The sequence below is a fragment of the Mucilaginibacter phyllosphaerae genome, assembly GCF_004378255.1.
GTDB classification, from domain to species: Bacteria; Bacteroidota; Bacteroidia; order Sphingobacteriales; family Sphingobacteriaceae; genus Mucilaginibacter; species Mucilaginibacter phyllosphaerae.
In genome coordinates this window covers 147,216-174,156 of record NZ_SNQG01000004.1, presented here as the reverse complement: position 1 = coordinate 174,156, position 26,941 = coordinate 147,216, and the positions used below count along the sequence as shown (strand labels likewise).

The 26,941-nt window shown below is 39.3% G+C and carries 23 protein-coding genes and 1 tRNA gene; 6 read left to right on the top strand and 18 right to left on the bottom strand.

Annotation, left to right across the window (positions count from 1 at the left end; translation table 11 throughout):
- Positions 1-390: 390 nt before the first annotated feature.
- The 3 genes from E2R65_RS11870 to E2R65_RS11860 form a co-directional block, all read right to left on the bottom strand.
- Positions 391-777, bottom strand: coding sequence for a response regulator (locus E2R65_RS11870; RefSeq protein ID WP_134336696.1), 387 nt, complete (start codon positions 775-777; stop codon positions 391-393).
- The gene (locus E2R65_RS11865) at positions 758-2,245 is read right to left on the bottom strand and encodes a hypothetical protein (RefSeq protein ID WP_134336695.1); all 1,488 of its coding nucleotides are present in this window, start codon (positions 2,243-2,245) and stop codon (positions 758-760) included. Before E2R65_RS11865 ends, E2R65_RS11870 begins: the two co-directional genes overlap by 20 nt.
- A 206-nt stretch (positions 2,246-2,451) precedes the next feature.
- Positions 2,452-3,189, bottom strand: coding sequence for a hypothetical protein (locus E2R65_RS11860; RefSeq protein WP_134336694.1), 738 nt, complete (start codon positions 3,187-3,189; stop codon positions 2,452-2,454).
- 252 nt (positions 3,190-3,441) lie between these two features.
- Between E2R65_RS11860 and E2R65_RS11855 the strand changes: the two genes are divergently transcribed.
- Positions 3,442-4,044, top strand: a complete 603-nt coding sequence (locus tag E2R65_RS11855; RefSeq protein WP_134336693.1) for a recombinase family protein — start codon at positions 3,442-3,444, stop codon at positions 4,042-4,044.
- Between the two features lie 175 nt (positions 4,045-4,219).
- Here the strand turns inward: E2R65_RS11855 and E2R65_RS11850 are convergent, their stop codons facing one another.
- The 4 genes from E2R65_RS11850 to E2R65_RS11835 form a co-directional block, all read right to left on the bottom strand.
- The gene (locus tag E2R65_RS11850; RefSeq protein WP_134336692.1) at positions 4,220-4,543 is read right to left on the bottom strand and encodes a hypothetical protein; all 324 of its coding nucleotides are present in this window, start codon (positions 4,541-4,543) and stop codon (positions 4,220-4,222) included.
- Positions 4,544-4,611: 68 nt separating this feature from the next.
- Positions 4,612-4,884 carry a hypothetical protein gene (locus tag E2R65_RS11845; protein WP_134336691.1) on the bottom strand — a complete coding sequence of 91 codons (273 nt, stop codon included), beginning with the start codon at positions 4,882-4,884 and terminating at the stop codon, positions 4,612-4,614.
- Between the two features lie 285 nt (positions 4,885-5,169).
- Positions 5,170-6,246, bottom strand: coding sequence for a transposase (locus E2R65_RS11840; protein ID WP_134336690.1), 1,077 nt, complete (start codon positions 6,244-6,246; stop codon positions 5,170-5,172).
- Between the two features lie 164 nt (positions 6,247-6,410).
- The gene (locus E2R65_RS11835; RefSeq protein ID WP_134336689.1) at positions 6,411-6,734 is read right to left on the bottom strand and encodes a hypothetical protein; all 324 of its coding nucleotides are present in this window, start codon (positions 6,732-6,734) and stop codon (positions 6,411-6,413) included.
- Positions 6,735-6,836: 102 nt separating this feature from the next.
- Between E2R65_RS11835 and E2R65_RS11830 the strand changes: the two genes are divergently transcribed.
- Complete coding sequence (locus E2R65_RS11830; protein WP_134336688.1) at positions 6,837-7,064, top strand: helix-turn-helix domain-containing protein; 228 nt, start codon at positions 6,837-6,839, stop codon at positions 7,062-7,064.
- Positions 7,065-7,133: 69 nt separating this feature from the next.
- Here the strand turns inward: E2R65_RS11830 and E2R65_RS11825 are convergent, their stop codons facing one another.
- The 4 genes from E2R65_RS11825 to E2R65_RS11810 all read right to left on the bottom strand — a co-directional run bounded on the left by E2R65_RS11825 (position 7,134) and on the right by E2R65_RS11810 (position 16,726).
- Positions 7,134-7,661, bottom strand: coding sequence for a hypothetical protein (locus tag E2R65_RS11825; RefSeq protein WP_158285269.1), 528 nt, complete (start codon positions 7,659-7,661; stop codon positions 7,134-7,136).
- Between the two features lie 31 nt (positions 7,662-7,692).
- Entirely contained in the window at positions 7,693-10,194 is a 2,502-nt protein-coding gene (locus E2R65_RS11820; protein ID WP_134336686.1) for a hypothetical protein, read from the bottom strand.
- A 260-nt stretch (positions 10,195-10,454) separates the two neighbouring features.
- Positions 10,455-15,305 carry a DEAD/DEAH box helicase gene (locus E2R65_RS11815; RefSeq protein WP_134336685.1) on the bottom strand — a complete coding sequence of 1,617 codons (4,851 nt, stop codon included), beginning with the start codon at positions 15,303-15,305 and terminating at the stop codon, positions 10,455-10,457.
- A gap of 323 nt (positions 15,306-15,628) precedes the next feature.
- Positions 15,629-16,726 carry a tyrosine-type recombinase/integrase gene (locus E2R65_RS11810; RefSeq protein WP_158285268.1) on the bottom strand — a complete coding sequence of 366 codons (1,098 nt, stop codon included), beginning with the start codon at positions 16,724-16,726 and terminating at the stop codon, positions 15,629-15,631.
- A 247-nt stretch (positions 16,727-16,973) separates the two neighbouring features.
- Here E2R65_RS11810 and E2R65_RS11805 point away from each other — a divergent pair.
- The 3 genes from E2R65_RS11805 to E2R65_RS11795 all read left to right on the top strand — a co-directional run bounded on the left by E2R65_RS11805 (position 16,974) and on the right by E2R65_RS11795 (position 17,774).
- Positions 16,974-17,046 (top strand) — tRNA-Lys (locus E2R65_RS11805).
- A 111-nt stretch (positions 17,047-17,157) separates the two neighbouring features.
- Positions 17,158-17,454, top strand: coding sequence for a hypothetical protein (locus E2R65_RS11800; protein WP_134336683.1), 297 nt, complete (start codon positions 17,158-17,160; stop codon positions 17,452-17,454).
- On the top strand, positions 17,451-17,774 hold the full coding sequence (locus tag E2R65_RS11795) for an EF-Tu C-terminal domain-related protein (RefSeq protein WP_134336682.1): 324 nt from the start codon (positions 17,451-17,453) through the stop codon (positions 17,772-17,774). Before E2R65_RS11800 ends, E2R65_RS11795 begins: the two co-directional genes overlap by 4 nt.
- Positions 17,775-17,825: 51 nt before the next feature.
- On the opposite strand, the gene E2R65_RS11790 is transcribed toward E2R65_RS11795, so the two are convergent.
- The 7 genes from E2R65_RS11790 to E2R65_RS11760 all read right to left on the bottom strand — a co-directional run bounded on the left by E2R65_RS11790 (position 17,826) and on the right by E2R65_RS11760 (position 25,107).
- Positions 17,826-18,950: an XdhC family protein gene (locus tag E2R65_RS11790; protein WP_134336681.1), complete on the bottom strand. Its 1,125-nt coding sequence runs from the start codon at positions 18,948-18,950 to the stop codon at positions 17,826-17,828.
- 16 nt (positions 18,951-18,966) lie between these two features.
- Positions 18,967-21,120, bottom strand: coding sequence for a molybdopterin cofactor-binding domain-containing protein (locus E2R65_RS11785; RefSeq protein WP_134336680.1), 2,154 nt, complete (start codon positions 21,118-21,120; stop codon positions 18,967-18,969).
- Positions 21,121-21,162: 42 nt separating this feature from the next.
- The gene (locus E2R65_RS11780) at positions 21,163-21,804 is read right to left on the bottom strand and encodes a hypothetical protein (protein WP_134336679.1); all 642 of its coding nucleotides are present in this window, start codon (positions 21,802-21,804) and stop codon (positions 21,163-21,165) included.
- The gene (locus tag E2R65_RS11775) at positions 21,804-22,274 is read right to left on the bottom strand and encodes a (2Fe-2S)-binding protein (RefSeq protein ID WP_134336678.1); all 471 of its coding nucleotides are present in this window, start codon (positions 22,272-22,274) and stop codon (positions 21,804-21,806) included. Before E2R65_RS11775 ends, E2R65_RS11780 begins: the two co-directional genes overlap by 1 nt.
- A 203-nt stretch (positions 22,275-22,477) precedes the next feature.
- Positions 22,478-23,461 carry an aldo/keto reductase gene (locus tag E2R65_RS11770; RefSeq protein ID WP_134336677.1) on the bottom strand — a complete coding sequence of 328 codons (984 nt, stop codon included), beginning with the start codon at positions 23,459-23,461 and terminating at the stop codon, positions 22,478-22,480.
- 354 nt (positions 23,462-23,815) lie between these two features.
- Entirely contained in the window at positions 23,816-24,505 is a 690-nt protein-coding gene (locus tag E2R65_RS11765; protein ID WP_134336676.1) for a hypothetical protein, read from the bottom strand.
- Between the two features lie 134 nt (positions 24,506-24,639).
- Positions 24,640-25,107, bottom strand: a complete 468-nt coding sequence (locus E2R65_RS11760) for a pyrophosphohydrolase domain-containing protein (RefSeq protein ID WP_134336675.1) — start codon at positions 25,105-25,107, stop codon at positions 24,640-24,642.
- A 236-nt stretch (positions 25,108-25,343) separates the two neighbouring features.
- Between E2R65_RS11760 and E2R65_RS11755 the strand changes: the two genes are divergently transcribed.
- Positions 25,344-26,927, top strand: a complete 1,584-nt coding sequence (locus E2R65_RS11755; protein ID WP_204986306.1) for a flavin monoamine oxidase family protein — start codon at positions 25,344-25,346, stop codon at positions 26,925-26,927.
- Positions 26,928-26,941: the final 14 nt, after the last annotated feature.

Sequence of the window (26,941 nt, the reverse complement as noted above, 5' to 3'; positions counted from 1 at the left end):
CCAACGACTTGGTAGCTCAGTCGGTAGAGCAACTGACTCTTAATGCAGAGGTTCTCGAACCTCATGCGAACCTTAATTCAGTTTAAAAGAACTTAAAATAGCGATTTTATACAGTGAATCAGATAAAAGAGCTTGATTAAAGGTAAGTAAAATTTACCGGATAATCAAGCTCTTTTTGTTTAAATGACGCACTTAGTGACGCAGTTAAAACGGTTATTATTGGGTCTTGACTGCCCGCACTACATTATAATTGTAATAGCATTTCTAAGACTTACGGCTTTTTGGTGTCAAAACTTTAACCTTCTCGGAGGTCGCTTGATAATTAAAATTCTCGAATTGATTTAGAGATTTTTTCAAGCTTAAATATCGTTTTAGTCTTTAAAAGTACAATTAAAGCAATCTATAAAATTCAAAAGCACTCTTGATAGCCTTTAAGCTTAGTGGTTTTGAAATAATTGGATATTCGGGAAGATTTCGCTCTTTCAATTGTTCTTTCATGGAATGATGTCCAGTTAAGACCATAATATGAGGAGTTTTTGCAAGTTTTAAGTTTACTACGGCGGTTATTAATTGATAGCCATCCATTTCGCTTGCAGGAGTTAAATCTATGTCAACGATAATTACATCGTAATCTTTCACCCGGGATAAATCACCAAAATCTTGTGACGACTTAAAATCCTTAATGTCAAGCGGAGATTTAGTGAAATAAATCAGATTAAAACCATCAAAAATCGTCTTAAAATGAGAATACTCATTTTCAAATATTGCTATTTTCATAGGTGTTCATGATGGTTAAAGTTAAATTTATTTTGTCATTATCCAGAGACATTTTATGAGCAATATCTAATTGTTCTAAAAATTGTTTTATCATTTTCAGTCCTTTACTTTTTCGCTTCATAATTTCATTCATCCTCAGACTATTGAACTCACTAATTGTTTTATTAAGTTCAATCATTAATTTACCGCTAACATTTACCGAGTTACTAAAAATAATTATTGGTGCTCCTTCATTATCATAGGCAAATTTGATAGTACATTCACTTTTAGAGTGTTTGGCAATATTGATTGCTATTTCTTGAACAGCAAAATCAAAAAGATAGGTATTACTATTAACGTTTAGACTTAGGGTCTCCACTGACCATTCAATTATAAATGCATATTTTACATTATTAGTTTCAAAGCAAGTCCTTATTATAGTAAAAAGCTTTCTTAATTTAATAGCGGTAATGACACCCATGACAGGATTAGTAGCTCTTTCTGCCATTTGATTCATTTTTTCTACAATTGGATGAATGCTGTTTATTGCATTTTTCTTTTCTTTTCCAATTAGTTTTAATAAAGCAGGCTTTATTTCGTCCTTTGCTTCTGTCTCATAGAAATTTAATAATGAGAAATAACTTGTAATGGGTGAAAGTTTGTTGTTTAAAAAATGTATCGCATTAACAGCGGTGTCTATATCCTCTAAGTGTTTTTTCAGTTCAGCAAAATACTTTTGGTTTTCATTTTGAAGCCTGTATTCAACATGAACCGCATTTGTGATTTTCGAAAAGAGAGGCTTTAATATCTTTTGTAAATAAATATCAAAAAAGAGTGAAAATGGATGTTTATCAAACGTTACCAGTAAAACATATTGGGTAGATTCATAAGCATTCCTTAGAAACACATTATTTTTATAAATTACACCGTCAAGCTCTGTACTGATATCATGAACGGTTTCGGATTTTTCGAAGTCTTTAAAAAGCTTTTCCTCATCAATCTTAAAAGAGTAAATAAACTTAGAACTTATCAATATTTGTAGACTTCCAGAATTGTTAATTTTGAATAAAACAATTCTTTTAATCGTGCCAAGTCGTTTTATAAAAGTTGTCTCGTTGTTTATTTTTAACATCCTTTTCAGTAGGAAATGAGTCCTCCCAACATTGAAACTTTCTTGATAAAACTCTTCTAATAGGCTGTATAAACTGTTGCTGAAATCAATTACACTCAATCTAAAATAGAAAAGTACGTTTATTGCGGTAATGGCAATTATTGGTATGAAGAACCTAATACTGAATGTGAAACTGTTAAGTGCAATCAAAGAGCTAACTAAAAATACATACACAAAAATTGGGAATGGACTTAGTTTTCTTTGGCTGGAATGATTTAAAGTATTTATCAGAGGGAGAAATAAAAAGATAGCGATATTAAAATCATTTAAAGGTTTACCCCAAGCAATAAATGTTATAAAAGAATAATCATTTAACAATCTTAATACGATAAGTGCTTTGTTTTTGCTAAAAAACAGGCTGGCGTAAATTGACAGGTATATTACGTAAAAAATGCAGTAAACATATATTGGGAAAAAATTATTAAACCTGAGTAAAATACTAATGCTGTAAACAATCAATACGATTCGAAATAGCAATGAATTTAACTTGCGAAGAATTGAATCAGTAGTTCTTAGAATGGACATTAGATTTTGAATCTGGTTTTCAATTGGTCAATTAATATGTTTACTACAATAATAATGAAAAAACATTTTCCCAAAACAAATAGCACCGAGCCGACAAATGTGACTGGTTCTGCAAATGATGGATTTGTTTTAACTTCAAAAAATGATAGTAAAACATTTCCCACGTGATTCAAAACAGGGTTATTGTTTAACTTCGAATAATGTATTTCATATAATTCCATCCACTTAAACGGTGCCGGAAGGTAAACAACGACTTTGACCATTATACATAACAATATTGCGAATAAAATGGTTAAATTGTTGTAAACGGTAGCCAAATAAATTAATTTGAAAATATTTTTAATGCTGAACTCTTTCAATTCTCTATGAAATTCGCATGCTCTTAATTGAGATTCAAAAAAACTTACCTTTTCTTCAAACCCTACTGTCTTTAAGTGCCTTATTGTGTAGTGGAGTAAGCTGCATTTTTGTTTGACTTCGAAAAGATTAATGTATTCACTTATCTTTAACTCATCAAATACATCATAATTAAACTGTTTATCTTCGAAAGAATTGATATAGAAATTCACAAATCTTTTTACATCAATATAAATGTCATTTTTAATATCTTGAATATTAGACTCTATCTTTAATTGCAATATATTATTAATCCGGTCAGCCTTTTCACCAAAATCGTTTGCCAATGAAACCTGTTTTTGTTCGTCTGAAATTAGAGACAAGATTTGTGTTTTGTTCATGAGAGTATGTAGCAACTTCGCCAAGAAAATAATACCACAAAATTTTGACAAGGCTAAGTTTAGCAATTATAACAAAATAATTTTTTAATTAAAGACTTATTTACTAATCCTTTACAAGAGGCATTATTAATTACTGTTATAATAAAAATCATATTTAAATGTAGCACAACTTTCTTATGAAAAACTATCCTAATTACTTGTAAAAACAACGGATTTGTTGTATATTTAATGTGTGATTAAAACAACAACATTATGAAAATAAAATACAATAGAGTGTCAACTCAAATCCAAACAGGAAACAGATTTTCCGCAGACACTGAAAAATATGATTCTGTTTTACTTGACAAGATATCCGGGAGCGTTGCTTTTAAAGACCGTCCTAAAGGTAAAGAATTAACTAAAATGGTTGAAGCTGGCAAAGTTGAAGAAATAGTGATTGAAGAGTTTAGCCGTATCGGTCGCAACACCGGGGATGTTATTAATGTGTTGTTGTGGTTGGAAGAAAAGAAAGTAAATGTTATTGTCCGCAACTTAGGTTTGCAGTCACGTCCTAATGGGGAGCGCAATCCAATTTGGAATATGATTAGCTCAATAATGTCTTCATTGTATCAATTAGAACTGGAAAATATAAAGGAGCGTACCGCAGTAGGTAGAGCAGTTTACGTGCAGAACGGCGGTAAGTTGGGTCGTCCTGCTAATACATCTGAAAGTGGTAAAATCTTTTTAGAAAAACCCGCCTCACAACAAATCATTAAAGCTCTAAGAAAGGGGTTAACTGTACGGGAGATTGCTAAAATTGCCGAAGTATCAACTCGAACTGTAATGAAAGTTAAGGCTTTAGTTTCTTTAAATTAGGAATTTTTCAAATCTGTCGGTTACTCTCGCCATTTGGCGTCATTTGTCGGGTAATTTATCCGTTTCCTATACAAAATTCCGCATATACATAAAAAAGTATAGGTTTTTGGGTACCAATAAAGTCTCGTTAAAGTACCAAAAAGGAACGTTTTATACCTTTATGGTACATGCGAATTTAATCCAAGGATGCAGGAAAAACGATGTTGCCGTAGCTGTGTAACTCAATATCAATATCAGCTGTTCCGTGAATACGGTACTTCAAGTTTTTAAAGTTGGCGGCACTTAAATGTTTACCGATTAGCGTACCACATAGAATATATGCAGCCTTGTAATCATCTTTCTCCACTGGTAGTAAAAACGTTTCTGTTATTGTAAAAAAGGTACGCCCTCTTTCAATTTCAATATTCTCCCCTAAAAGAGGTAATTCTGCACATGTATAACGATAAAGTGAATCACTATGTGGTATGCTAAAAATAATTACGTCAATTGTTTTTTTCATTTTTACGTTAGTTTAACTTTATAAATCAAAGTTATCTAAATTGTAATCCTCAGTTGGTCTATATAGATTTAAATTCCTTTAGGCAACCTTTCCTTGAATCTATCCCATTTGAGACGGTTTTTATTGTCTCGCTCCCCTTCCATGACCCCATAAAGTGTTACTTCAATTAAATCGTTATCGTTAAAAGTTTCAAAGCCTCGCTCTTTGATAAGGAACAATTCGTATTCATTCTTAAATTCAATTACATCCCCCTGACTTGGTAATAAAGGAAAGTCATAATTTAAAAAATCTTCTTTCCAATATGTTTCGAAAAGGGTAATATGGTATTTGTTTGTCTGCATAATTATAAATATCATGAAATCTAAAAACCATCCAAAATAAGGCCCGTGGATGCATAATTATAATCTGTCCCGTTGAACTTTCAGTGCGTGAACTCAGAAGTTAACTACTTATCATATTTGGTTGTCTTGTAAAGCGTTAAGATGTGCCATACATTGTATATAATTTTAAGATTAGTGACTTATATACTACATAAGTAAACAGAAGACAATCCTTTCCAGCTATAGGTCGTTAACCTCGAAATGTACCTGACTCGTCTACCTGTTTACTTAAATGGCTTTTAAAAATTATGTTAAGCAGTAATCTTCGTGGATTTGTGCAGTCGGTAAGCAATGTTGGTCAACCGGACGGTAATCGCCTTGGTAATGTCTATTTTGGTTGACACATGAAAATATCCTCAATATGAGTTTACCCCTAATGGCATTCAGAACGAGCATTTTTGGTTTCCCCTCAATGGTTGTTTTCCTGATAAAATAATCTTTAATTTCCCCTTTAGATATAATTGCGCTCATTGCGCATATATGCAGTAGAGCTTTAACCTTTTTATTAGCGATGGGTGACACTTTACCTCGACCTTTAAATAGACCAGATTCCTTAACAAATGGTGCTACACCCGCATAACAAGCAAACTGCTTAGGGTTATTGATGTCCTTAAATTCATTAGTTGATATGATAATCTGTATAGCAGTAATTCTTCCGATATTAGGTACTGATACGATAATGGATATTAACCTTTTAAGATTTTCATCAGATGAGATATTAAGGTCAATAGCTGCTTCAATGTCCGCTAAGTCTGCCTTTATAGCTTCAATACTTTTCTTACAAAGCTTAGTGCTTTGAACCTGTAATCCTTTTTTAATAAATGTAACCTGTTCCTTTAATGGGGTGCGTAGCGCAAGTTGTGTTCCCATTAAACGATTTCTCAATGCAAACAGTGATTTCAGTTGCAACAACGCAGGTCTTGCCGGAACCCATAACTTTAGGTCATCCCTATTCTTCGATGCATACTGTGCGATACGGATAGCATCTATCTTATCGTATTTGCCTCTTATAACACCTAACGAATTTCTAATTTGCAAGGCATTCTCCAACGCTACATTTCCCTTCACTTTTTTAATGGCGTTAAGCACGTGGTTACAATAGATTCCAGTATGCTCCATACAAAACACCGCTTTTGACATCGTGAATTTTGGTAATGTTTTTAGTTCCTGTAAAAATGCAGTAATGTTGTCAGCTTCGTTAAGAGCCTCCCTGTGAAAGAGGAGTTGCTTATCTTGAATCACAGCATAATCCAGAGTATTGCGTGAAACATCGATACCAATAAAATAAGAGAATTTTTTGATTTTTACTTTTTCTGAGTTCACTATGTATGATTATAAGTATCAAAAACAGCAGGTAATTATGTCGTAGTTTGGGTCGTTAACCCCGGCATAAAGTCAATTCACCTGCTGTTATATTTTTAGATTGTTATGCCAACTCTGGTAAATACCCTGCACCTCCAACTGCCTGCACCTCTACCATCGTTAAATTATTTTGAAGTGAATGCTGTATAGAAAAAATAAAACGCTAATGCAAACATTGGCAATACGATACACGCAACTAAAAAGATTAACCACCCTCCTAAAATCCATTGCCGGGCTTTACTACTGAATACTATTAATCCTAAAAGTATCGTCAACCCTATTATAAGAATGGTTTTTAAACCGAGGTCAAAACCGCTATTTTTAACTGCTACTATTATAGATAGTAATACGATTACCAAGAAGATTAAACCACCAACAAAGAATAATCCTGTTGCTGCTCCTTTAACATCAGATTTAATGCTTTCGTAAGAATTTTGTTTGTCATTCATATAACTAAGAATTAAGTATAAGCAAAAGTTAGAAAAATATTTGGAAAATACAACATATCCGTTGTGTTCCAAGCGGGTTTCATGGTTTAAAATTATACCTCCATGCAGAAAGAGGTATTTCTTAAAATTCTTGGCGAACGAATCCGTGAAATTAGGGAGCGAAAAGGTATTACTCAGAAGCAACTTGCGCACGCTATTGATAAAGACCAACAATCGATTCAACGTTTAGAGACAGGTAAAATTAACCCTTCGATATACTATTTACTTGAAGTTGCACACGGTTTAGAGGTAGAGTTAGACATTTTAATAATTAATGATTCAAAAGTGTAATCATTCTATTTATCTAATACCTAACCCTAAAATAACGTAGCAGGTATATTATAAGCAATAAATAGTTAATCAATTATTCAAAATTTCCACAGTAGTTTTGGTAACGCAGTCAATTAGTTGTTTGATTGCCTCAATATTAACCGTCCTTAAAAATTCTTTGGATTTTATTGTCAGTGTCTCATCCTGAATGTATCGGTATGAAATCCCTTGTAATTCATTTGTTATTAATAAACCCGGTAGATTTACGTCCAGTTTGATTCCAAAATGTTTTTTTAGAGCAATTTTATTATACTGCAAACTTGGGTCAATGATTAACGTGTCATCCCCATCTTTTAAAATACACCATGTATGATAATATCCTGCAAGTTTCCCTTTGTATTTTCCACTGCCGTACACCACATCCCTTCTTAGCTTATCTTTCAATATTAAATGTCCAGTAATTTCTTCTGCTACAAATCCAGCGTTAGATAATCCTTCTGCTAAGCAATGACCCATAAGATAGCAGCAACCAAAAGGCTCTTGCTGAAATTTGAACTTTATTGCGTTCGTCAATTCCTCACAGATTACGGGAAGTGCATTACGTAAGTTTATATTCATAATTATATTGTTTTGATTTTCCAATTGATGATTATTGATTAGGCGTGTTTTTTTTCCACCATATTAATTCGGCATGGGGTATTGGCAGGTTGGAATATACTTTTACAATTACATCATGGTTGATAGGTCTTGCCCGGTGCGCTGCCTGTATAATATCACCCTCTGTTAGCTCCAAATGAAATTCTTGCAATTCCTCATGGGCTACTGTGTAGAATACGAACTCATTGTTTTTAAAAAGGACTTTTCGATTTTTCATCTTGAAATCAGAAACATCCAACCCGCATACTTTAGCTAAAAACATATAAAATGCACTACCATAATTAGGCGTTCCAATTACATTTAGGTTGCGACCTTCGTATTTGTTAGTGCCCCGGCTTTTGCCAAAATGAATGTCTGGTGCCGAATTATCGAACATGTGTTTTTGACTTTTATAGGTAATGGTGTCCCAATCATCCAAGTCTGCGTTCACCGCTTGGCTGTATCCTTGATTTCCAGTCCGAGAACAACTCCGGGTAGTATATTGAATGATTTTACCTTTTAACTCAACATTGGAAATGTCAAATTCCTTTAACCGGGAACCTAACATTTTCCGATATAGTTCAATAGGGGCAGTAGCGTCAGCAATGATTATTTTTTTATCGGTAGGTAACCGCCAGATGTTATTTGTGCAATAATTAATCCTATCATTTATTTTAACGTAATAGTCCGATTTAAGAAATTCCCAAATCTTTGATTTCAATTTGAGCTTTTTAATCATTTTATATAATCCGTCTTCGTCAATTGCCATTCCAACAAAATCAAAAACAGTTTTACTGTCGGAATTAACACAAGCCCTTAATTTCTCAGCCAATACTTCGTGACCTGTAAAAGCCATCTCCAAAATCAACTTTTGTACGTCGCTGATAGGAACCGACCCCTGAGCCAGTAATACCCCCAAAGGGTTTTCGTCGAAAATAATTGTGGGTTGGGGAAACCAGGTTAATACAGCCCTGTGGTGAGTGGTAAAAACCGTGTTGCTATCATTGGATTCTTTAACAGCTCTTAAAGCGTCTAAGTACTCCTGTGCCGCCTTTATATCCTCCGGTGAGCACTTCCTCTCATCATTTATTGAAAGCCCCGCAGCTAAGTTCTTTATCAAAGTGTTTACCACATCATTAAATCCATTTCTATATACGGCATCAATATGTTTTTGTACATTTTCACTAAATCCAACTGCTGCCGGGGTAGCTAACTTTATAGTTGCACTCAGTTCTGAATCGTTGAAATGTTCAAGCTTTAAAGAGTGGTCTGGAAATGCAGCAACTATATTTGTTGTATTTTTTATTAATTGTGTTTTCCCTAAGCCAGTAGCACATTTAATTATATAAATGTTGCAATCGTCCGCTTCTAAAATTTCATTATACTTTTTGGCTAATTCTGCTCTGGCATCTGCAAGTTTCCATAATTTTTCTTCACCATTAGACTTATTAAATACCCGTCCTTTCTTTATCAGTATTTGCCGGAATGTTTGAAAGAAATTTGTTTTGTCTTCTTCATAAGGCGAAAATTTGGAAAAGTGAATAGGGTCATATTTCTTGTCATAAACATATTTGTAAATTGATTCCTTTTCTTTTTTAGGGTATAATGGATTTTTCGCCAAGCATTCTTTCCAGATTGCATACCCTCCTTTTAAATGAATTAAATTCGTAGCTATCCCAAATAATTCATGGTGGCTTAATTTATTTTTCGTGTTAGTCCCTTTACCTTCAAAAAATATTTTGAATAATTGAAACTGTTGTAAATCTTCGATATTAAAGTTTTGTATTTTATCAATATCTTTTTTGTTTTTGTTTGTGCAACCTTGATTTTCTTTATTAATATTATAAATAATCTTACCTGATTTTGCACACAAAATACCCTCGTCTGCTGTGACTATTTTTCGGTATTGATTTCTATCGGCAGCAAGTAATAGCGGGGTGGTGACTTCTGAGAAATATTTCAGGTTGATTACTTGGTTTATATCTCCTATAAAGTAATCTTTATCGGTGCCGTTCCAATATCGTGCGGCATCAACACATGATTTGTCTGATTTGCATTGGAACAAATAATAAAAGCTTCTGAGAATGCTTTTAACTATTTTAGGGTCTTGAATTTCTCCATCGAAGACAAAGAGTAGCCTAAACTTTTCAAGTTCGGCAGAGTGGCGAAAACTGTAGTAACCAGCATTATAAAAGAGATTGTACTCTTTAAGGATTTCCCCGGCTTCGTTCAGGGTCATACCACCATCAAAGTCAACGCAGAAAATCTGCTGTTTAATTAGTTTTTCTGATTCCCGGTGATTGTCTTTAAATACCCCGCATGTGAATGCTCTGCCGGAGGTTGCGTGGTGTAAGACATTTATTACCGAACCGTTGACGGGTTGCCAACTTAATTTTGCTATTTCCTTTTTTGTTGGTTTTTGGGTAAAAACTGTTGGGTCGATACTGAATGGTAACTGTTCCTTTGATGCACTTTTATCTAATAAAATTTCATCTTGTTTTGCTATTTTTTTCATAATAGCTACAATAGTATAGCGAAAAATTTCGAAAAACAAAGGAAAAATTTCTTAAAACTAAATTTAGTTTTAAGAAGCTAAAAAGTGCCCTGAGAGCTCAGAATCGCACCTTTTAGCCTTCAAGCAGATTGTCATTCAATTGCAATGTTAATTTTACCGCAACCTAAGCTCAATAAATTGGACGGAAGAGATAGGTATGATTTTTTATTTTGCTTAGTCCCGTCAGGCACTAAAGCTCAATAAATTAAGCATGAAACATACTATTCAAAGTTCACCAAAGGGAGACTTTCTACAATTTTCACAGTTTGCATACTTACGTTGATTACGCTCAGCAGTAGGTCTAAAATATAGCGGGGGTTGCCGACTTCGACGCACCAATCATTAGGGTCATTAATTATGCCGCTGTCTTTGTGCGTGGTAATAGCGTAACGCTCCATTACCCATTCAATCGCACTTTTACCGTTAACAATGTACTCATAGGCTTGTAATGGAATATTTTCAATTCGGATTTTACTATTGAAAAGTATTATGTCCTTTTGGTCTTTTTTTATAAATCGCATTTTTTCAACCTTATAAAACCCGTCATCGGTGCCTATCACATTGACTTCTTTAAAAGCAGCTACTCCTTCATAATTGATATGTAGCTCTGCCAATTCTCTGCCAGCCTTGCTGAATTTCCAAAAATCTCGTATGTCGTCGACTAAGGGTAAACGGGGTAACATCTTTTTTAAGTCAGTAGCGAAAAAAGTTCGGTACGTCTGATTATGCAAAAATCCATACACATAATAAAAGATATCATCTTTGGTAACAGTTTTACCGTACTGGACAACTGCTCTATTTAGTATGAAGCCACTCAAGCCATCTCGTTTAATGTATTCGCTACTTCCCGGTTTATCAAATAAACCGAGAGCTTGTTTTTGACGTTCCTCGTAATAATATAGTGGAAAAGCTTGTGTATCACCATTAAAATGCAAATCTGGTATTAGGTTAGACATTAACACCGACGTTCCTGAAACGCAAATGACTTTATTTTCAACACTATTAGGAAAAAGTTTCGGTATTTGATAAACAGTGTTATTCCAATCTTTATTGAAATAATAATTCATTTTTGTAAAGGGGCGATACATCGCAACGGTCATGCAGTTAGGACGAAATTCATGTAATTTTTTCTTTTCAAAATCCCATTTAATTTCTCTTGTCCACGTAATCATTTTATTATTAAAGTCAATAAATGAGTCCGCAGCTAATTCTCGATTGCTTTTAGGCTGCACTATAAACCTGTTAACTTCCGTATTATAAATGGAAATAGTTTCCTTCATGTTACTCTCAACACGACGTTTATTAAACCCATACACCCATGCATCCCTATTTGACTTTATTCCATTACTATAAAAGGGAACAAAAAAAGCATTCATTTTTTCGTCTTTTTTATCACCAAGTGGTATGAATGCTTCGAAAGCACTATTTCGCTTACTTATCCAATCTCCATGCTCATCGGATAAGACTTGCACCCACTTCATTTCCGAATCGCTAATGGTCTTACGCTTTTTAATTAAGTTCAACTTTTCACTTACACCAAGGTAATCACCAATATCATGATAGAATATCTTCGCTTTTTCTGATTTAATTAAAGGGTTTTTAACCAACAAAGTTATGGCTACTGTGGTTCGGGAACCAGAACCGAACACATTGCCCGCTTCTTTCTTTCTAAGTTCTCCACTTCCATGAGCGTTTCCTCGCAAATTAAATACATAAATTGAGCTAAATTCCTGTTCTAAGCACTTTCTAAATCCATCAGTTGAATTGTTTTCAATCCATCCCCCATCGGTAACAAAACAAATGACCCCACCTTCTTCACCCAATCTATCGGTGCTCCAGCGGAATGCTTTCATGTAAGAATTATATAAGGAATTTTGGAGTGTTGCCACAGATTGCTTGGCGTATGTTGCGGAAATCCGTGTATCCAACTTTTCGTACTTCTGATTTTGAGCATTATCATTTGCGGATTTTTGACCAACGGAATATGGCGGATTCCCCATAATTACCTTTAATTGCGATTTTTTCTGCTGTTGAACACGTTCAGAGTTTTGAGGGAACATATCTTTGTGAAGCTTATAGTTTCCATCAGTCTCCCCTAATTGAAAAGTATCTGTTAAACAAATACCATTAAAAGCTTCATAATCCATTTCAATTGCCACATCATGATAGGCATTTTCGATATTGACAGCTGCAATATAGTAAGCTAATAAAACGATTTCATTGGCATGTAATTCACTTTTATACTTTCTATTTAAGTCTTTTTTTCCAATTAATCCACTTTGTATTAATCGAGTAATAAACGTACCAGTTCCTGTAAAGGGGTCAAGAACATGAATATTGTCGTCGCTAATACTCCTCCCGAATTCGCTTTTCAAAATGTCGTTAACTGAATAAATAATGAAGTCAACAATTTCGACTGGTGTATATACAATACCAAGTTGCTCAACCATTTTAGGAAAAGCTGACTTAAAAAATTTGTCGTAAAGTTCTATGATTATTCGTTGTTTGCCTTCCGCATTATCAATTCCTGACGCTCGCATTTTAACTGAATCATAAAACTTTTGCAGGGTTTCAGTATCCTTTTCTATGGTTTGATTTTCAAGTAAATCAAGCATATTCTGCATTGATATTGATATGGGATTGTTGCTAACAAATGAATAGTTTTCAAATAAAGCTTCGAAAACAGGTTTTGTAATAACATGCTGCGAGAGCATTTCCACTGCTTCCAAAGGTGTTATGCTCGGATTGATGTTTTTTCGCAGTCCTTCAAGAAAATCAGCAAAGGCTTCTCGGTGAATAGAATCTTGATTTATTAATCGATTGATTCGTTCCACCTGACGCTCTGCAATCTCAGCTACATTTTTTGCCCATTGCTCCCAATATCTGCGGTCGCCAACTTTCTGCACCATTCGGGCGAACACCACATTCTGTAGTTGCTCAAATTGTAATGCCAATTGATTACGGATATCATTACTATTGGTAGTCCCGTTGCCATACGGCTCTTCCGGCTCTGCCAACATTGGAGAACCTTCATTGTCAAACGAATATTCCGGCTTGGCAACTAAAATCTGTTCCGGTCGCTTTTTGTTTAATTCGAGCTTATTTACTGTGGCGTTAAACCGGTCATCGTGGGCACGTAAGGCATTCAAAACAGTCCACACTACTTTGTATCGTTCGTTATCATCGAGTGCCCTGTCGGCTTCTATATCGGAGGGAACAACAACCGGAATTATAATGTAACCATACTTTTTACCGGGTGCCCGGCGCATCACCCGTCCAACGGATTGCACCACATCTACCTGAGAGTTTCTTGCTGAAAGGAACATTACCGCATCTAATGAAGGAACATCAACCCCTTCGCTTAGGCAGCGCACGTTTGTAAGTATCCGGCACTCGTTATTTTCTGTGTCAGCCTTTAACCAACTAAGTAATTCATCCCGTTTAGGAGCCGACATTGTGCCGTCAATATGCTCAGATGATACCGAAACCATTTGCTCTCTCTTTTCGGCAGGCAGAGAGCTTGTATAAACTTCGGTTGTAGAATTAAATGTCTCCGTAATCTTCTTTGAGGCAGCTATGCTTTGGCAAAACGCCACAGCCCTGCGCATCGGGTTAGGGTCAGTATCTTTTATTATACCCTCGTCACCCAAAATTTGCTTGGATAAAGCATTAATACAACCAATTAGCTTAGAAGCATCATCGGTGTTAATTTCACTCTCGTACCCGGCTATCATTTTTTGTATAGCTGGCGGAACATCTTTATCACTTAGGGTTAAAATTAAAACCTTATAATCAGTAAGCAAATCCCTTTCAACGGCTTCACCAAACCCTATTCTATAAATTTCTTCACCATAAAGCTTTACGTCATCCATCGAGCATAAAACCGCCTCTGCTTGTGCTGCCTTGCTCTTAGTATCGTCGCTGTATAAACGTGGCGTAGCGGTCATGTAAAGCCGCTTCTTTGCCTTTATAAAACTGTTGTCATGGACTTTTGTAAATGCTGATTCATCATCCCCTGCTAATGATACCCCGGTAGTACGGTGCGCTTCATCGCAAATAATTAAATCAAATTCATCAAAGCCATCATTTAGTTTCGTTAGTTCTTTTTGAGCCTTTGATATAACTTCTATTGATTGATAGGTAGAGAAAACAACCGTTAATCCATTATTACCGCTACCTTTTATTTGGTTAAATTGATGAAGAATCTCACTAACGTTAGTTGAGGCTGGCAAAGCTAAATCGACTACACTAAAACCATCACTATCGTCATGCTGTGTTTTCTTTCGGCTAATTTCGGGGTCGGAACAAATACAAACTGCGTTGATAGGCTCCATTGCATGTGCTGACCATTCTCTAAGGGTTTGCCCAACTAAAGCAATAGAAGGCACTAAAAACAATACCAGCCCTTTGCCTTTAGTCTCATTCTCAGCAATTCGCAGGGACGTAAATGTTTTGCCAGTTCCGCAAGCCATAATAAGTTTACCTCTGTCATTTGCTGTGAAGTGTAGGTTGGTTTTTTGTAAGGCTTCTTTTTGATGTGCTTTGATAGGGTGCTTTGCCAAACGAGACCCTTCACCATGCACGCCTTCTTCTAATTTTGTCCAGTCAACCGGAGCATCTTGTAAATCAGATAAGTTAATTCTCGTAACCGGAGGATGTTGATTTTTTATTGCTTCGGTGGCATTTGCGCCCCAATGGTTAGTCGTTGACATCCAAAGTCTATGAGCGAATCCAGTAGTTTTTAAGTCTTCGTCTTTAAACTTACGGCTTGAAGTTGAAAGAAATGAATCAACTGCGGGTTTATCAATTATCGAGCTTTCTTGATGACATTTACATTGTATAGCCCAATAATCACCGTCATGAGTCATCGAAACTAAATCAATTCCCGTATCGCCGCTACCCAAGTCTCGTTTACCCGGAAATTCGTTCCACAACCAAACTTTTTTAAATAAGTAAGAATACTTAGGGTCTGTTTGAAGGTATGCTTGCATCAACCTTTCAAACCTATTACCCTTATCCCGTTCTGAAAATGATATTCTTCTGTATTTGTCAAGTATCTTATTAAAGCTCATTTTCAGTTCGTTAAATAATAAAGTAAACGGTTCTGTTCTGAATAGTTCAAGTAAGCTAAGTTATTTTAATTGGTGGAATTTATTAGAATTATTTAGTCGATGGTAATCATACCACAACGCTAATTAATGTAATGATTTTTTCAAAAAAAAATTTTGAAGCAAACTTTATAATTTAATAAACTGGTCGTGTTTTTAAAAAGACTTTTGTTTCTACTCAAATTTGAGTGGCAGTTGTCGTTTTAACTCGCTCTGGAATAACCGGGCCCCCTTCGGCGGGGGTGGTATACCCGGATACCCGTGGGGATTGTACAGGGGGAAGGGGCTTAGTCTAAGTGTAGAACAGGCAAAGCATCCTTTAATTGCTGACTATTCAACTCACCTAATCCTCTCAAATAATTCAAGCTTACTATCATGGTTGAGTGTCCCATCAACTGTTGAATTATGTGAATGTCTTTAGTCCTGTTATAAACATCGACGGCGGCGGTATGACGAAATGAGTAAATCGTTTGGTCTTTTTGAAGTATGCCTTGCTTATACATTGCGGGTTTTAACCTTGACCAAATTAAGTTAAAGTAATAATCATTATACGTTGATTGGGTTAGCGTAAACAGGTTGATTTCAGGGTCGTGTACTGATTGTAACCTTTGTTTTATTAGGGGTTGCAGGTATTCAGGTATTGATACCACTCTAACCCGACCGCTTTTATTTTCTGCCCCTGATAGCGATATTGAAGTAAAACTATCGTTGAAGTGTTTCATTCTTAAAAGCCTAATTTCTTGATGTGGGCGTAACATGCAACAGTACGCAAGTAAGCAGCAAATATATAGGTCTTCGTTATTGACTTTAAGAAATTGGAGGATAGTTGTTAATTGCTCTTTAGTGTAAATTTTATGTAGAGCCGCCTTTGTTTTTAGCCTCGGTGCGTTCTTACTTAAATTATCGGTGATAAGTTTTTTCCTTATAAATTCAGCAAAGAACACACTTAACATTCTACGCCGCCCCATGTAGTAAGTGCTGGTTGCTTTGTGTTGGTTTAAAAAGTCTTCAACCCGTTGTTGTTCGAGGTTTTTAATGTCGTCGGCTTTTTCATCCTTAGTGAGAAATTTAAGGAAATCATCAACAAGTCGTTTTAGTTCTTTTTTGTAGTCATAGCTTAATGGACTTGTCATCTTTGCGTATTCAACATCCCGAAAAGCTTGTTCAGTGGTTTTGGTTATTATGATTTTCTCTACCTTATTCGGCTCAATCTTAGAAATTACTTCCGAAATATATCCAGTTTCCAAGCTTTTATTAATCTCAAATAGGAGCTTGCTTAATAACTTATTTCTTTCTGCTACTGAGGTTGCTTTATTGGGATAGATTGGGATGTTGAGGTTAGCACCGCTATATAAACGATACCTTATCCCATTTGAATAATACATGATGTATGACCTATTTTTTAGGCATCTACTTGTTACGATTTTGGGTTCGGTATTTTGGTTACTGACGCAAGATTTGAACATAAAAATGGCTTAACTGACGCACTTAGTGACGCACTTAAACCTGACGCATGTTGAAATCTCTATTTTATGTTCTTTGCTAATTGAATTAATTTTTACCCAAAACACTTTATTTATAGCTAAAAAAGCGTTTATTTGCATCCCGTTTAAGACAGCCCGTCTTTACCACGACTTGGTAGCTCAGCCGGTAGAGCAACTGACTCTTAATCAGTGGGTCGAGAGTTCGAGCCTCTCCCAGGTCACTTAAGTAACATAAAGCCCTCAGTACTTTACTGAAGGGCTTTGTTATTTATATTTGTCAGCTTATCAATACCTAATCTTAAATGATAAAATTATACCGGGTTATTTCACAAATGGAAAAAGATGATTTTGACATTGATGATCAGTTTCGAACAGGTGAAAATACGCTTGAAGCAAAACAATTCTTTAAATCATTAGAAGCAATAAGAGAATTTGTTGAAAATTCAAAATTAAGGGAATACGATCCGCCATACGTATATTTATTAACCATCAATGTAAATAAAGTAAAGTTTAATAAAACCCCACATACAGATATGCCGTTAGATGGCTACGAGGCTATAACGATACATGAAGATAACTTGCCAATTTTCAATAATTGTGTTAATTTTGTAAATACGGAAATATTATGATACAACATAAAATTGCATATAATTTCACAGCAACGCTTTCACTTTTCCCTACTGAAAACGGAGGCAGAAGAAAGCCTGTATCTAACAATTACCGTCCTTCATTTTCATTTAGCACTTTAAAACATTTTTCTGGTGAGATTTCTTTTCCTACCTTAAAAGAATTAGAACCCGGAGGCACGGCAACCGCATTCATAAAACTTTTGCCATCCAAGCATATCCGTCAAAACTTAAAAAGGGGCGACGCATTTACTATTCTTGAAGGTGATAAGATTGTGGGTAGTGGTGTTATTCAACAGATTGATAAAGAAGAAAACTTATAACCTGGTCGAGAGTTAGAGCCTCTCCCAGGTCACCAACCGCGTTTGAACAGGTCAAACGCGGTTCTTTTGTTCCGCACGATCATGTATAACAGGTTTGGTTTTTAAATGGGCGGCATTGCGCTTATTTAAAACGGCTTGAATCTCTGCCAGGATAGCCAGGGCGATCTCTTCCGCATTTTCCGACCCGGTATCCAGGCCTGCCGGGCCGAATAAATGGTTGGGGACGCTACAGCCGGGCATAATCTCGTCCAGCATACGGTTAAGCCTTTTTTTAGGGCCCAGTATGCCTATATAATTTAATTGAAGGGGCAGCAGGCAACGCAGCAAAGCCGTATCGTAGTTGTAATTATGGGTCATCAGCATAAAAACGGTACGTTCATCTGCGGGTACCAGCGCTGTTACTTCGGCGGGTTTGGCAACAACCAGCTTATCTGCCTGCGGAAACCGTAAAGAAGTTGCGTAATTTGCGCGGCCATCTACTACGGTTACCTGCCAGCCCAGTAATTTGGCCATTTGCACCAAAGGTATGGCATCATTACCCGCCCCGGCTATAACCAGCGCTACAGCGGGTTGCAGTAATTCAATAAAGCAAGTGTAGTTGTTTTGATAATAATAAGTTTTTGTTGCTGAATTCCCGTTATCAAGCACATGGGCCGCATCAACCAAAATAGCTTCGCTAATGGTATCTGCCGGCAGCGCCCCCGTATTCCCGCCAACTTTATCAAAAATCAAGCAGGTGCCGTATTGCGGTGCATGCCTGTCTTCGGTATTAAAAACCGTTAGCAGCACCGCCGGCCGGCGTTTACTTAAAAACCGCTTAAAAAAATCAACCGGGTTATTAGGCTGCCCGCTATTGATGGGCTCAATTAAAATATGAATAATGCCGTTACAACCTAAGCCAACGCCAAACCTGGCGTCGTCATCATCGGTGGTATCATAGGTTACCAGCACAGGCTTTTGCTGGTGCATTGCCATTCTTGCCTTACGCAGGGCATCCCCCTCCAGGCATCCCCCGCTGATGGCACCGGTAATATTGCCGCTATCGGTAACCAGCATACGGGCGCCGGCACGCCGGTAAGAAGAACCTTCTACCTGCACCACTGTGGCTAAGGCCGTTTGTTCGCCCAGTTGCAGGGCACGGTCATAAGCGCTTACAATTTCATACAGTTCTTTCAAAAAAACTCCCTTTAAATTAAACGTTAGCCATATCAAAAGGCAGTTTCCTGATGCGCTTACCGGTTAAATCAAATATCGCCTCGGTTAGTGCAGGTGCAAATGGCGGTAAGCCCGGTTCGCCAACGCCGCCTGCATCCGCATCGTTGTCTATTACATGCACTATTACTTGCGGCATATCATTTATACGGGGCATGGGGTAGTTATAAAAGTTTTGCTGCTCGGCCACACCCTCTTTAAATGTGATCTCGTGCATGGTAGCAGCGCCAAGCGCCATCAGTACCGAACCTTCTACCTGTGCCTGTATAATATCGGGATTAACATACCAGCCGCAGTCTACCACGGCCCAAACTTTATCTATTTTGATCTTTCCGCCGTTTTCGCGCGATACTTTAACAACCTGCCCAACGGTGGTGCCAAAACACTCGGTAATGGCTACGCCAAAACCGTCGCCCTTTTTCCGGTCCTTATAGCCGGAGATCTCCTCCATTTTATCAATAAGCTTTTGGCAGCGGTCATCCTTTAAGTAAACCCGCCTGAAGGCAAGCGGGTCCTTGCCTGCCTGGTGCGCCAGCTCGTTCATAAAACTTTCGTAAGCGAAGCCGTTTGTAGACGCATATACCGATCGCCACCACATATTCGGGATCGGGATCTCGAACGGCACATCGGCAAAGCTTATATTTTTAATACTTGCAAAATACGGCGCTAAAAAGCCTTCGGTGGTGCTGTCATTAGCTACCCCTCTTTTAGGGTTGCTCCAATGATCTATATTTTGGCCCGCCATTCTGAATTTGACAGCACTTATCTCTCCGTTGGTAATGGCGCCCTGCGCGCGGTAGGATACACCTGCACGGTAAGGCCCCTGGGTGGTATCATCTTCCCTGCTCCATACAACCTGCACCGGCCCGCCAATATGCTTAGATATCATGGTAGCCTCATAAGGATAATCTAAAAAAGCCTTGCGGCCGAAACCGCCGCCCAAAAATGTCATATTTACCCGTACGTTATCTATCGGCACACCAAATTTTTGGCTAATGTTGCCCTGCACCCAATCCGGCGCCTGGATAGGCCCCCAAATCTCTACCTTATCTTTTTGATAATGGGCAATACAATTCAGGGGTTCCATAGCGCTGTGGGCCTGGTAAGGGGTTTGGTAAACCACATCAAGCGCATTTGCAGCTTGTGCAAGGGCGCTGTCCGGGTCGCCCTGTTTTTTAAACGAGATACCCTCCTTTTTCAGTTCCTGCTGCTGGCGCGTATAAATATCGGCTATGTTGATATGCTCAAACCCGCTGTCATCCCACACCACCTTTAAAGCTTTACGGCCCTGCATAGCTGCCCAGGTACTAGTGGCTACCACGGCAACGCCCTCGCGTATGGTGTTAAAAACCTCCATTTTAACCGTAAAAACATCCTTAACACCGGCAACCTTTTTAGCGGCAACAGCATCAAAGCTTTTTACCTTACCACGAAACCTTGGGTTACGTTCTACAACGGCATAAAGCATGCCCGGTAATTTTTTATCTAAACCAAAAACGGCGGCACCATTTGTTTTTAAGGGTGTATCCTTACGATGCAGCGGTTTGCCTATCAGCTTATAATCCGACCGTTTTTTTAACACGATATTTTGGGGTGCCGGCAGTTTAGAAGCGGCTGCCACCAATTCGCCGTAATGGAATTTTTTACCGGATGACCTGTTAATAACGTGGCCGGCCTGCGCGTAACATGCTGTTGCGGCAACCTGCCATTTTGCGGCGGCAGCGGCAATAAGCACCTCGCGCGCGGTAGCGCTTAATTTTAAAAGCTTTTTGTAAGAATCGCGCACGGTAGAGCTGCCCCCTGTTATCTGGCCGCCATACTTTTTAGGATCGCCCTGGGCAAAAATAACCTGTATATCTTTCAAGTCTACCTCCAGTTCTTCGGCAATAATTTGTGGTACCGACTGATAAGAACCCTGCCCCATCTCGGCCCGGTGATCTACCAGGGTAACCTTTCCGTCTGCATCTATCTTTATCCAGGCATTCATTTCAATAGCCTGCCGGTCTGCATCTGCAGCTACTATCACTTTAGCTTCTTTACCATCTGATGAAAAAGAAAAACCCAAACAAAGTGCAGCCCCGGTGATGCCACCGGCCCGCAAAAAGTCTCTTCTGGATAGGGTACCTGTACTCATAATAGTTAATTTGTGTGTGATACGAATAAATTTAAACCGGGGCTATTTATCTTTTGGCGCATAGGCCCCGGTGGTAAGCCAGGTGATCCATGCTTTTTTAAATGCGGCGTGGCTTATGGGCGGTAGCGTACGGCCCTCGCCGGGGTTCCAGCCGGCAAGCACCAGGCCGTCATCTGCATGTTCTATTAATTTTTTAAGGTCCTTATTACCATTTTGCTTAGGGTTTACCAATTGTTGGGCCAGCTGGCGCGGCGTTTTGCCCTGAAACACCATTTTCATGCTGGCAGGCGGCAAATGCCAGTTGGGGTTACCGGGAGGCGTGTGCAGCCCGGGGGTATTGGTAGCCTGGTGGCAGTTGGCACATTTCATGGCGTAAACACCTTTGCCGTCTACCCCGCGCCGGGGAGACATGACGTGCAAATGGCTGTCATCTCCCTGTAAGGGGATATTACCCGATGGATGGCAATTCATACATCGTGCGCTCATCAGCACCGTGTAAACCTGTTTAAAGGCCTTTACAGATGCAACGCTATCTTTTTTAACGGTTAAATTTAAAGGCGCGGCTGTGTGCTTACCGGCATCTATACCGAAGGCCATGATACAGATGACAGATAACAGTACACCTACAACCGTAAATGCCCTGATGGTACCGCTATATTTGTGCGAATTTGATTGCTGTTTCATCAGCTGGCGTTCTCCTTTCTTTGTAAGCCGGCAGCCAGGTGGATGGCTTTACGGATGCGCAGGTAGGTGCCGCAGCGGCAAATGTTACCGGCCATTGCCGCATCGATATCCTCATCGCTGGGGTCGGGGTTTTCGCGCAGAAGAACCGCTGCAGACATGATCTGCCCGGAATGGCAATAACCGCATTGGGGTACATTCTCTTCGTTCCAGGCCACCTGTGCCGGGTGGCTGTTATTGGCAGACAGGCCCTCAATGGTAACCACCTTTTGGCCTTCGGCCCGGCTTACCCTGGTTACGCATGACCGTACCGCCTCGCCGTTTAAATGCACCGTACAGGCCCCGCACTGGGCAACACCGCAGCCATATTTGGTACCGGTTAGCCCGATAATGTCCCTTATTACCCACAGTAATGGCATATTGGGGTCGGCATCAACCTGATACGCTTTTTGATTTACATTTAAATTGATCATTGGATAAAGTTATTAATGATGTATCAATTACCGGTTTATTAAAAATGATTGGTAGAGCCAGCTATAATACTACGCCCCTTATTGGTTATGTAATTTACTTATATAAAAAATTAATATCCAACGTTTTTATTTGCTAAATATGTTGTTTGCTTTAACAGGGTAAAGCCCATTTATATTCCCTCTTTATTCATCAGTCATAACACTTATTTGCCAACCATGTTTTGTGCCTGCTGAGAATATCTTGCACCTTCAATTTGGATGGCAGAGGCAGCCTCTTCTATCCGGGTAAGGTCGGCCGGGGCTAATTCTAAATCAATGGCACCCAGGTTCTCTTTTAAACGGTGTAATTTTGTAGTGCCGGGGATAGGCACTATCCATGGTTTTTTGGCAAGCAGCCATGCCAGCGCAATTTGTGCAGGGGCGGCGTTTTTGCTTTGCGCTATATTTGCCAGCAGATCTACCATCGCCTGGTTTGCCTTGCGGGCGTCGGCCGAAAAACGGGGCACAGTGTTCCTAAAATCGCTGCTGTCAAACCGGGTATCTTTGTTAATAGCACCGGTAAGAAAACCCCTGCCAAGCGGGCTAAAAGGCACAAATGCAATCCCCAGTTCCTGCAGGGTGGGTATAATCTCGTTTTCGGGCTCTCTCCACCAAAGCGAGTATTCGCTTTGCAGGGCTGTTACGGGCTGTACCGCGTGCGCCTTACGGATGCTTTGCACACCCGCCTCAGACAGGCCAAAGTGCTTTACCTTCCCTGCTGCAATTAATTCTTTAACCGTGCCGGCAACATCCTCAATAGGCACATTGGGGTCTACCCGGTGCTGGTAAAGCAAATCTATCCGGTCGGTTTTTAAGCGCTTTAATGCATCCTCGGTTACCCGGCGGATATTTTCGGGGCGGCTATCCATCCCTTTAGCGCTAATAGCATCTTTAAAGCCAAACTTGGTAGCAATAACCACTTCATTACGGAACGGTGCCAGCGCTTCGCCCAACAGTTCTTCATTCGTGTAGGGGCCATAAACTTCTGCGGTATCAAAAAAGGTAACGCCCAATTCAAATGCATCCCGCAGCAATTTAATGGCCTCATGCTTATCCGTGGCCGGGCCGTAACCAAAACTTAAACCCATGCAACCTAAGCCCAGGGCAGATACCTCGGGCCCGAATTTACCTAACGTTCTGTATTTCATGATCTGTATTGATTTTAATATAGGATGATACCTGCAAATGTCGGGCCTGTAACTGGTTTATGCCTTATACAGATCACTGTATTACTTACCATTATTACTGATTATACCCTGCCGGCCATTAAACAAGCAACTGTTGAATTATGTTTAAGGAAGTAAAGATAATGAAATGGAAATACCCCCTCTGTAGATACCGCTGGCCGGTACAATGCCATTAACAACAAGTAAACCCTGCATCCGCTGGTTAACATGGCAAACCTATCCAAATCTGATAAATGGTTAAATCAACGCTTAAAATGTGGCTTTTATATTATGTTTGAGAGAGGGTTGCCATAACTATTTAGGAAGCTCGGCGGCTCAATCATCCTTCAGCAAAAATTCCCCCTTTATTAACCACGATGAGCCAAAAGCCCATAACGCAATGGTTTCTAACCAAAAAACGGGGTTATAGGCCACAATAAGCGTACCCAGGCTGGTTACTTTTAACAAGGCTATGGTGCCGATGGCAAGCAGCATAATGATACCGCATATACGGTAAACCAGGTTGCGTTTACGTTTTTGCCGGGTCATTTGCCCTTTATTTTTGGTGCGGGTAAATAAAAATAACGACATGCACGCCAGCACGATAAAAAATAAGGCGGCCGATCCAAAATGGATTATACTCCGCAGATCGTTATTATCTCTTGAGATTATCTTACAACGGATGCAATGGCTGCAATGATCGTAATTGGTAGGGAAGAAAGCTATGCCCAGGGCAAATACGCAGGCTAAATTACTCGCTACCCTGTCCCAGTTATCAATTCCCTTATACGAGTATAAAAACAGCGATACCCCGCATAAGATACCAACCAGCACATTGCCCATAATAGTATAGTAATAATCGCTGATGGAAGGCTCGATGGTTTTGCACTTGCCAAAAATGAATGTACCGGCTACGATTATTATGGGTAATATGATGCCGAGCACCCCTACCGCCTTCCTGATCTGCAGGTAGGAAAGCTCCAGGTCCGAATTTTTTTTATTGAGAAAAGTGGTTAACTGATCCATAACGCCAGGTTTTAGGTTTAAAACCTAAAGATAAAGCATTTACCAGCTAAAAAGCAGGGTGTTTTCACGTAATTTTTGAGCATAAAAAAACCTCTTAGAAAATGCTAAGAGGTTTTTTAATATTAACTCAGCCCCTACAACAACAAACCCTTCAGATCTGCCGGTGAATAGTTAACCGACTTTAAGGTTTTATTATCTGCCGTGCGGAACACTAAAAACTTCGATCCCTCTTCTTTATAGTTGGCTTCGCTGCCGTCTTTCTGCAGGTAGTGGGCTATGGTTTGGTTGGCTTCTTCTATGGTGTTACAGGCCTTGCTCATGTTAGATCGGTGCACTTCATCAAACAAAGCCTTAAATTTTTCGCCCAGGCCAAACTCCAGTATGGCACCCGCCAGTACGTATTGAATATCGCACAGGGCATCGGCAATTTCTACCAGGTTATTATCGGCAATGGCTTCCTGCAGTTCTTTTACTTCTTCGGCCAGTAAGGCAACACGCAGGTCGCAGCGGGCTTTAGCGGGTATGGTGGGCTGGTTTAAAACCGGGTGTTTAAATGTTTTATGAAATTCTGCAACCTGGTTTAACGGCGATGCTTCCTGCATGGGTATAATAGCTTAAATGGATAAATACTGAGCCAAATTTAATAAAATAGATAATTACACCTAAAGCAAATAACAATTAAAAAATCTATACTCTTCTTAAAATCCTCACCCGTTATTTTACTAAAAATGTATATTAGTTTGGTGGATATTATCATAATTAAAATTTTTGATACGTAGTTTTATAAAAAAGCAAAATAAACTATCTTTAGCCAACTAACTATAATATTGATTTTGTATTGAAAACAATTACCCGGAGAGATTTTTTGGGCAAAGGCGCTATGCTGGCCGGCGGCACCTATCCTGCTATGATGGCTTTAGGGCTTTTACGCCCCGCCCCGGCGCATGCCTTTAATTTACAAGGCAGCGGCAACGGCAAACACATTGTAATATTAGGCGCCGGTTTAGCCGGCATGACCTGCGCCTACGAATTAACCAAACTGGGTTACCGCTGCACTATATTAGAAGCCCGCAAACGCACCGGCGGCCGCTGCTGGAGCATCCGCAACGGCAGCACCCAAACAGAAACTGATAACCCAACCGCCACCGCCCGTTTTGACGAAGGCCAGTACTTTAATGCAGGCCCATCGCGCATACCGCATAACCACCAACTTACCCTGCACTATTGTAAGGAACTGGGCGTGCCCATACAGGTTTACAACAATATAAACGAAGGCGCTTATTATTTTGCAGAAGGCAAAGGCCCCTTATCCAACAAAAAAATAAAGGTGCGCGAGGTGCATAACGATATCCGCGGTTACATGGCCGAAATGCTGGCCAAAAGCATCGACCACGGCGGGCTGGATAGCGCCCTTACCAAAGAAGATGCCGAAAAGGTGATCGAATACCTTAAAGCCGAAGGCGGGCTGGATGTGGATAAATTGTACAAAGCATCTGCCAGGCGTGGCTATACCGAAATGTACGGAGCCGGTGATAAGCCCGGCAGAATTGGCGACCCGCATAAACTGGCCGATCTGATCCGCTCGGGCCTGATGGACCCGGATTTTTACAACGTTGCCGAATATACCTACGAATTACAGATGACCATGTTCCAGGCAATTGGCGGCATGGATAAGATAGCATCGGCATTGGAGAAAAAGATCTCACCGTTTTTAAAGACGGGCGCTGAGGTTACCGATATTACCAACCTGCCCGAGGGTGTGAAGGTTGTTTATACCGATGCCGCAGGCAAACACGAACTTACTGCCGACCTGTGCATCTGCACCCTGCCCCTGCCGGTTTTAAGTAATATCAACCACAATTTTGCAGGTGATGTAAGCCGGGCGATAGATTATATCGGCTACATCCCCACCGGGAAGATAGGCCTGCAGTTTAAGCGCCGTTTTTGGGAAGAGGACGAGCATATTTATGGCGGCATCACCCACACCAATAACGATCTGACGCAGGTTTTTTACCCTTCTTATGATTATCTGGGTAAAAAGGGCATTTTGATAGGTTATTATAACTTTAATGAAAAAGCACAAAAAATTGGCAACTTAAATTTTGCCGAACGCGAAAAGTTTGCGCTGGAGAAAGGCAGGCTGATCCATCCGCAGTATGATCAGGAATTTGAAAATTCGTTTTCGGTAAGCTGGCATAAAACCAAGTACAGCCTGGGCGGCTGGGCGGTTTACAATACCGATACCCGTAAAAACCAGTACCCGGCCCTGCTGAAGCCCTATAAACAGGTATATTTTGCAGGCGAGCACCTTACTTACCTAAACGCCTGGATGGCCGGCGCATTTGAATCGGCACGCAGCACGGTTGCGGCCATACATGCCAGGGTAAGTGAGCAAAGGATACAATACCCGGCACAAAAATAAACTAAACTTAAAAA

Coding starts and splice junctions, on each gene's coding strand:
- E2R65_RS11870 (WP_134336696.1), bottom strand. CDS start 777: ATGAAAATAGCAATATTTGAAAATGAGTATTCTCATTTTAAGACGATT.
- E2R65_RS11860 (WP_134336694.1), bottom strand. CDS start 3,189: ATGAACAAAACACAAATCTTGTCTCTAATTTCAGACGAACAAAAACAG.
- E2R65_RS11855 (WP_134336693.1), top strand. CDS start 3,442: ATGAAAATAAAATACAATAGAGTGTCAACTCAAATCCAAACAGGAAAC.
- E2R65_RS11850 (WP_134336692.1), bottom strand. CDS start 4,543: ATGAAAAAAACAATTGACGTAATTATTTTTAGCATACCACATAGTGAT.
- E2R65_RS11845 (WP_134336691.1), bottom strand. CDS start 4,884: ATGCAGACAAACAAATACCATATTACCCTTTTCGAAACATATTGGAAA.
- E2R65_RS11835 (WP_134336689.1), bottom strand. CDS start 6,734: ATGAATGACAAACAAAATTCTTACGAAAGCATTAAATCTGATGTTAAA.
- E2R65_RS11830 (WP_134336688.1), top strand. CDS start 6,837: ATGCAGAAAGAGGTATTTCTTAAAATTCTTGGCGAACGAATCCGTGAA.
- E2R65_RS11825 (WP_158285269.1), bottom strand. CDS start 7,661: ATGAATATAAACTTACGTAATGCACTTCCCGTAATCTGTGAGGAATTG.
- E2R65_RS11820 (WP_134336686.1), bottom strand. CDS start 10,194: ATGAAAAAAATAGCAAAACAAGATGAAATTTTATTAGATAAAAGTGCA.
- E2R65_RS11815 (WP_134336685.1), bottom strand. CDS start 15,305: ATGAGCTTTAATAAGATACTTGACAAATACAGAAGAATATCATTTTCA.
- E2R65_RS11810 (WP_158285268.1), bottom strand. CDS start 16,726: ATGTATTATTCAAATGGGATAAGGTATCGTTTATATAGCGGTGCTAAC.
- E2R65_RS11800 (WP_134336683.1), top strand. CDS start 17,158: ATGGAAAAAGATGATTTTGACATTGATGATCAGTTTCGAACAGGTGAA.
- E2R65_RS11795 (WP_134336682.1), top strand. CDS start 17,451: ATGATACAACATAAAATTGCATATAATTTCACAGCAACGCTTTCACTT.
- E2R65_RS11785 (WP_134336680.1), bottom strand. CDS start 21,120: ATGAGTACAGGTACCCTATCCAGAAGAGACTTTTTGCGGGCCGGTGGC.
- E2R65_RS11780 (WP_134336679.1), bottom strand. CDS start 21,804: ATGAAACAGCAATCAAATTCGCACAAATATAGCGGTACCATCAGGGCA.
- E2R65_RS11775 (WP_134336678.1), bottom strand. CDS start 22,274: ATGATCAATTTAAATGTAAATCAAAAAGCGTATCAGGTTGATGCCGAC.
- E2R65_RS11770 (WP_134336677.1), bottom strand. CDS start 23,461: ATGAAATACAGAACGTTAGGTAAATTCGGGCCCGAGGTATCTGCCCTG.
- E2R65_RS11765 (WP_134336676.1), bottom strand. CDS start 24,505: ATGGATCAGTTAACCACTTTTCTCAATAAAAAAAATTCGGACCTGGAG.
- E2R65_RS11760 (WP_134336675.1), bottom strand. CDS start 25,107: ATGCAGGAAGCATCGCCGTTAAACCAGGTTGCAGAATTTCATAAAACA.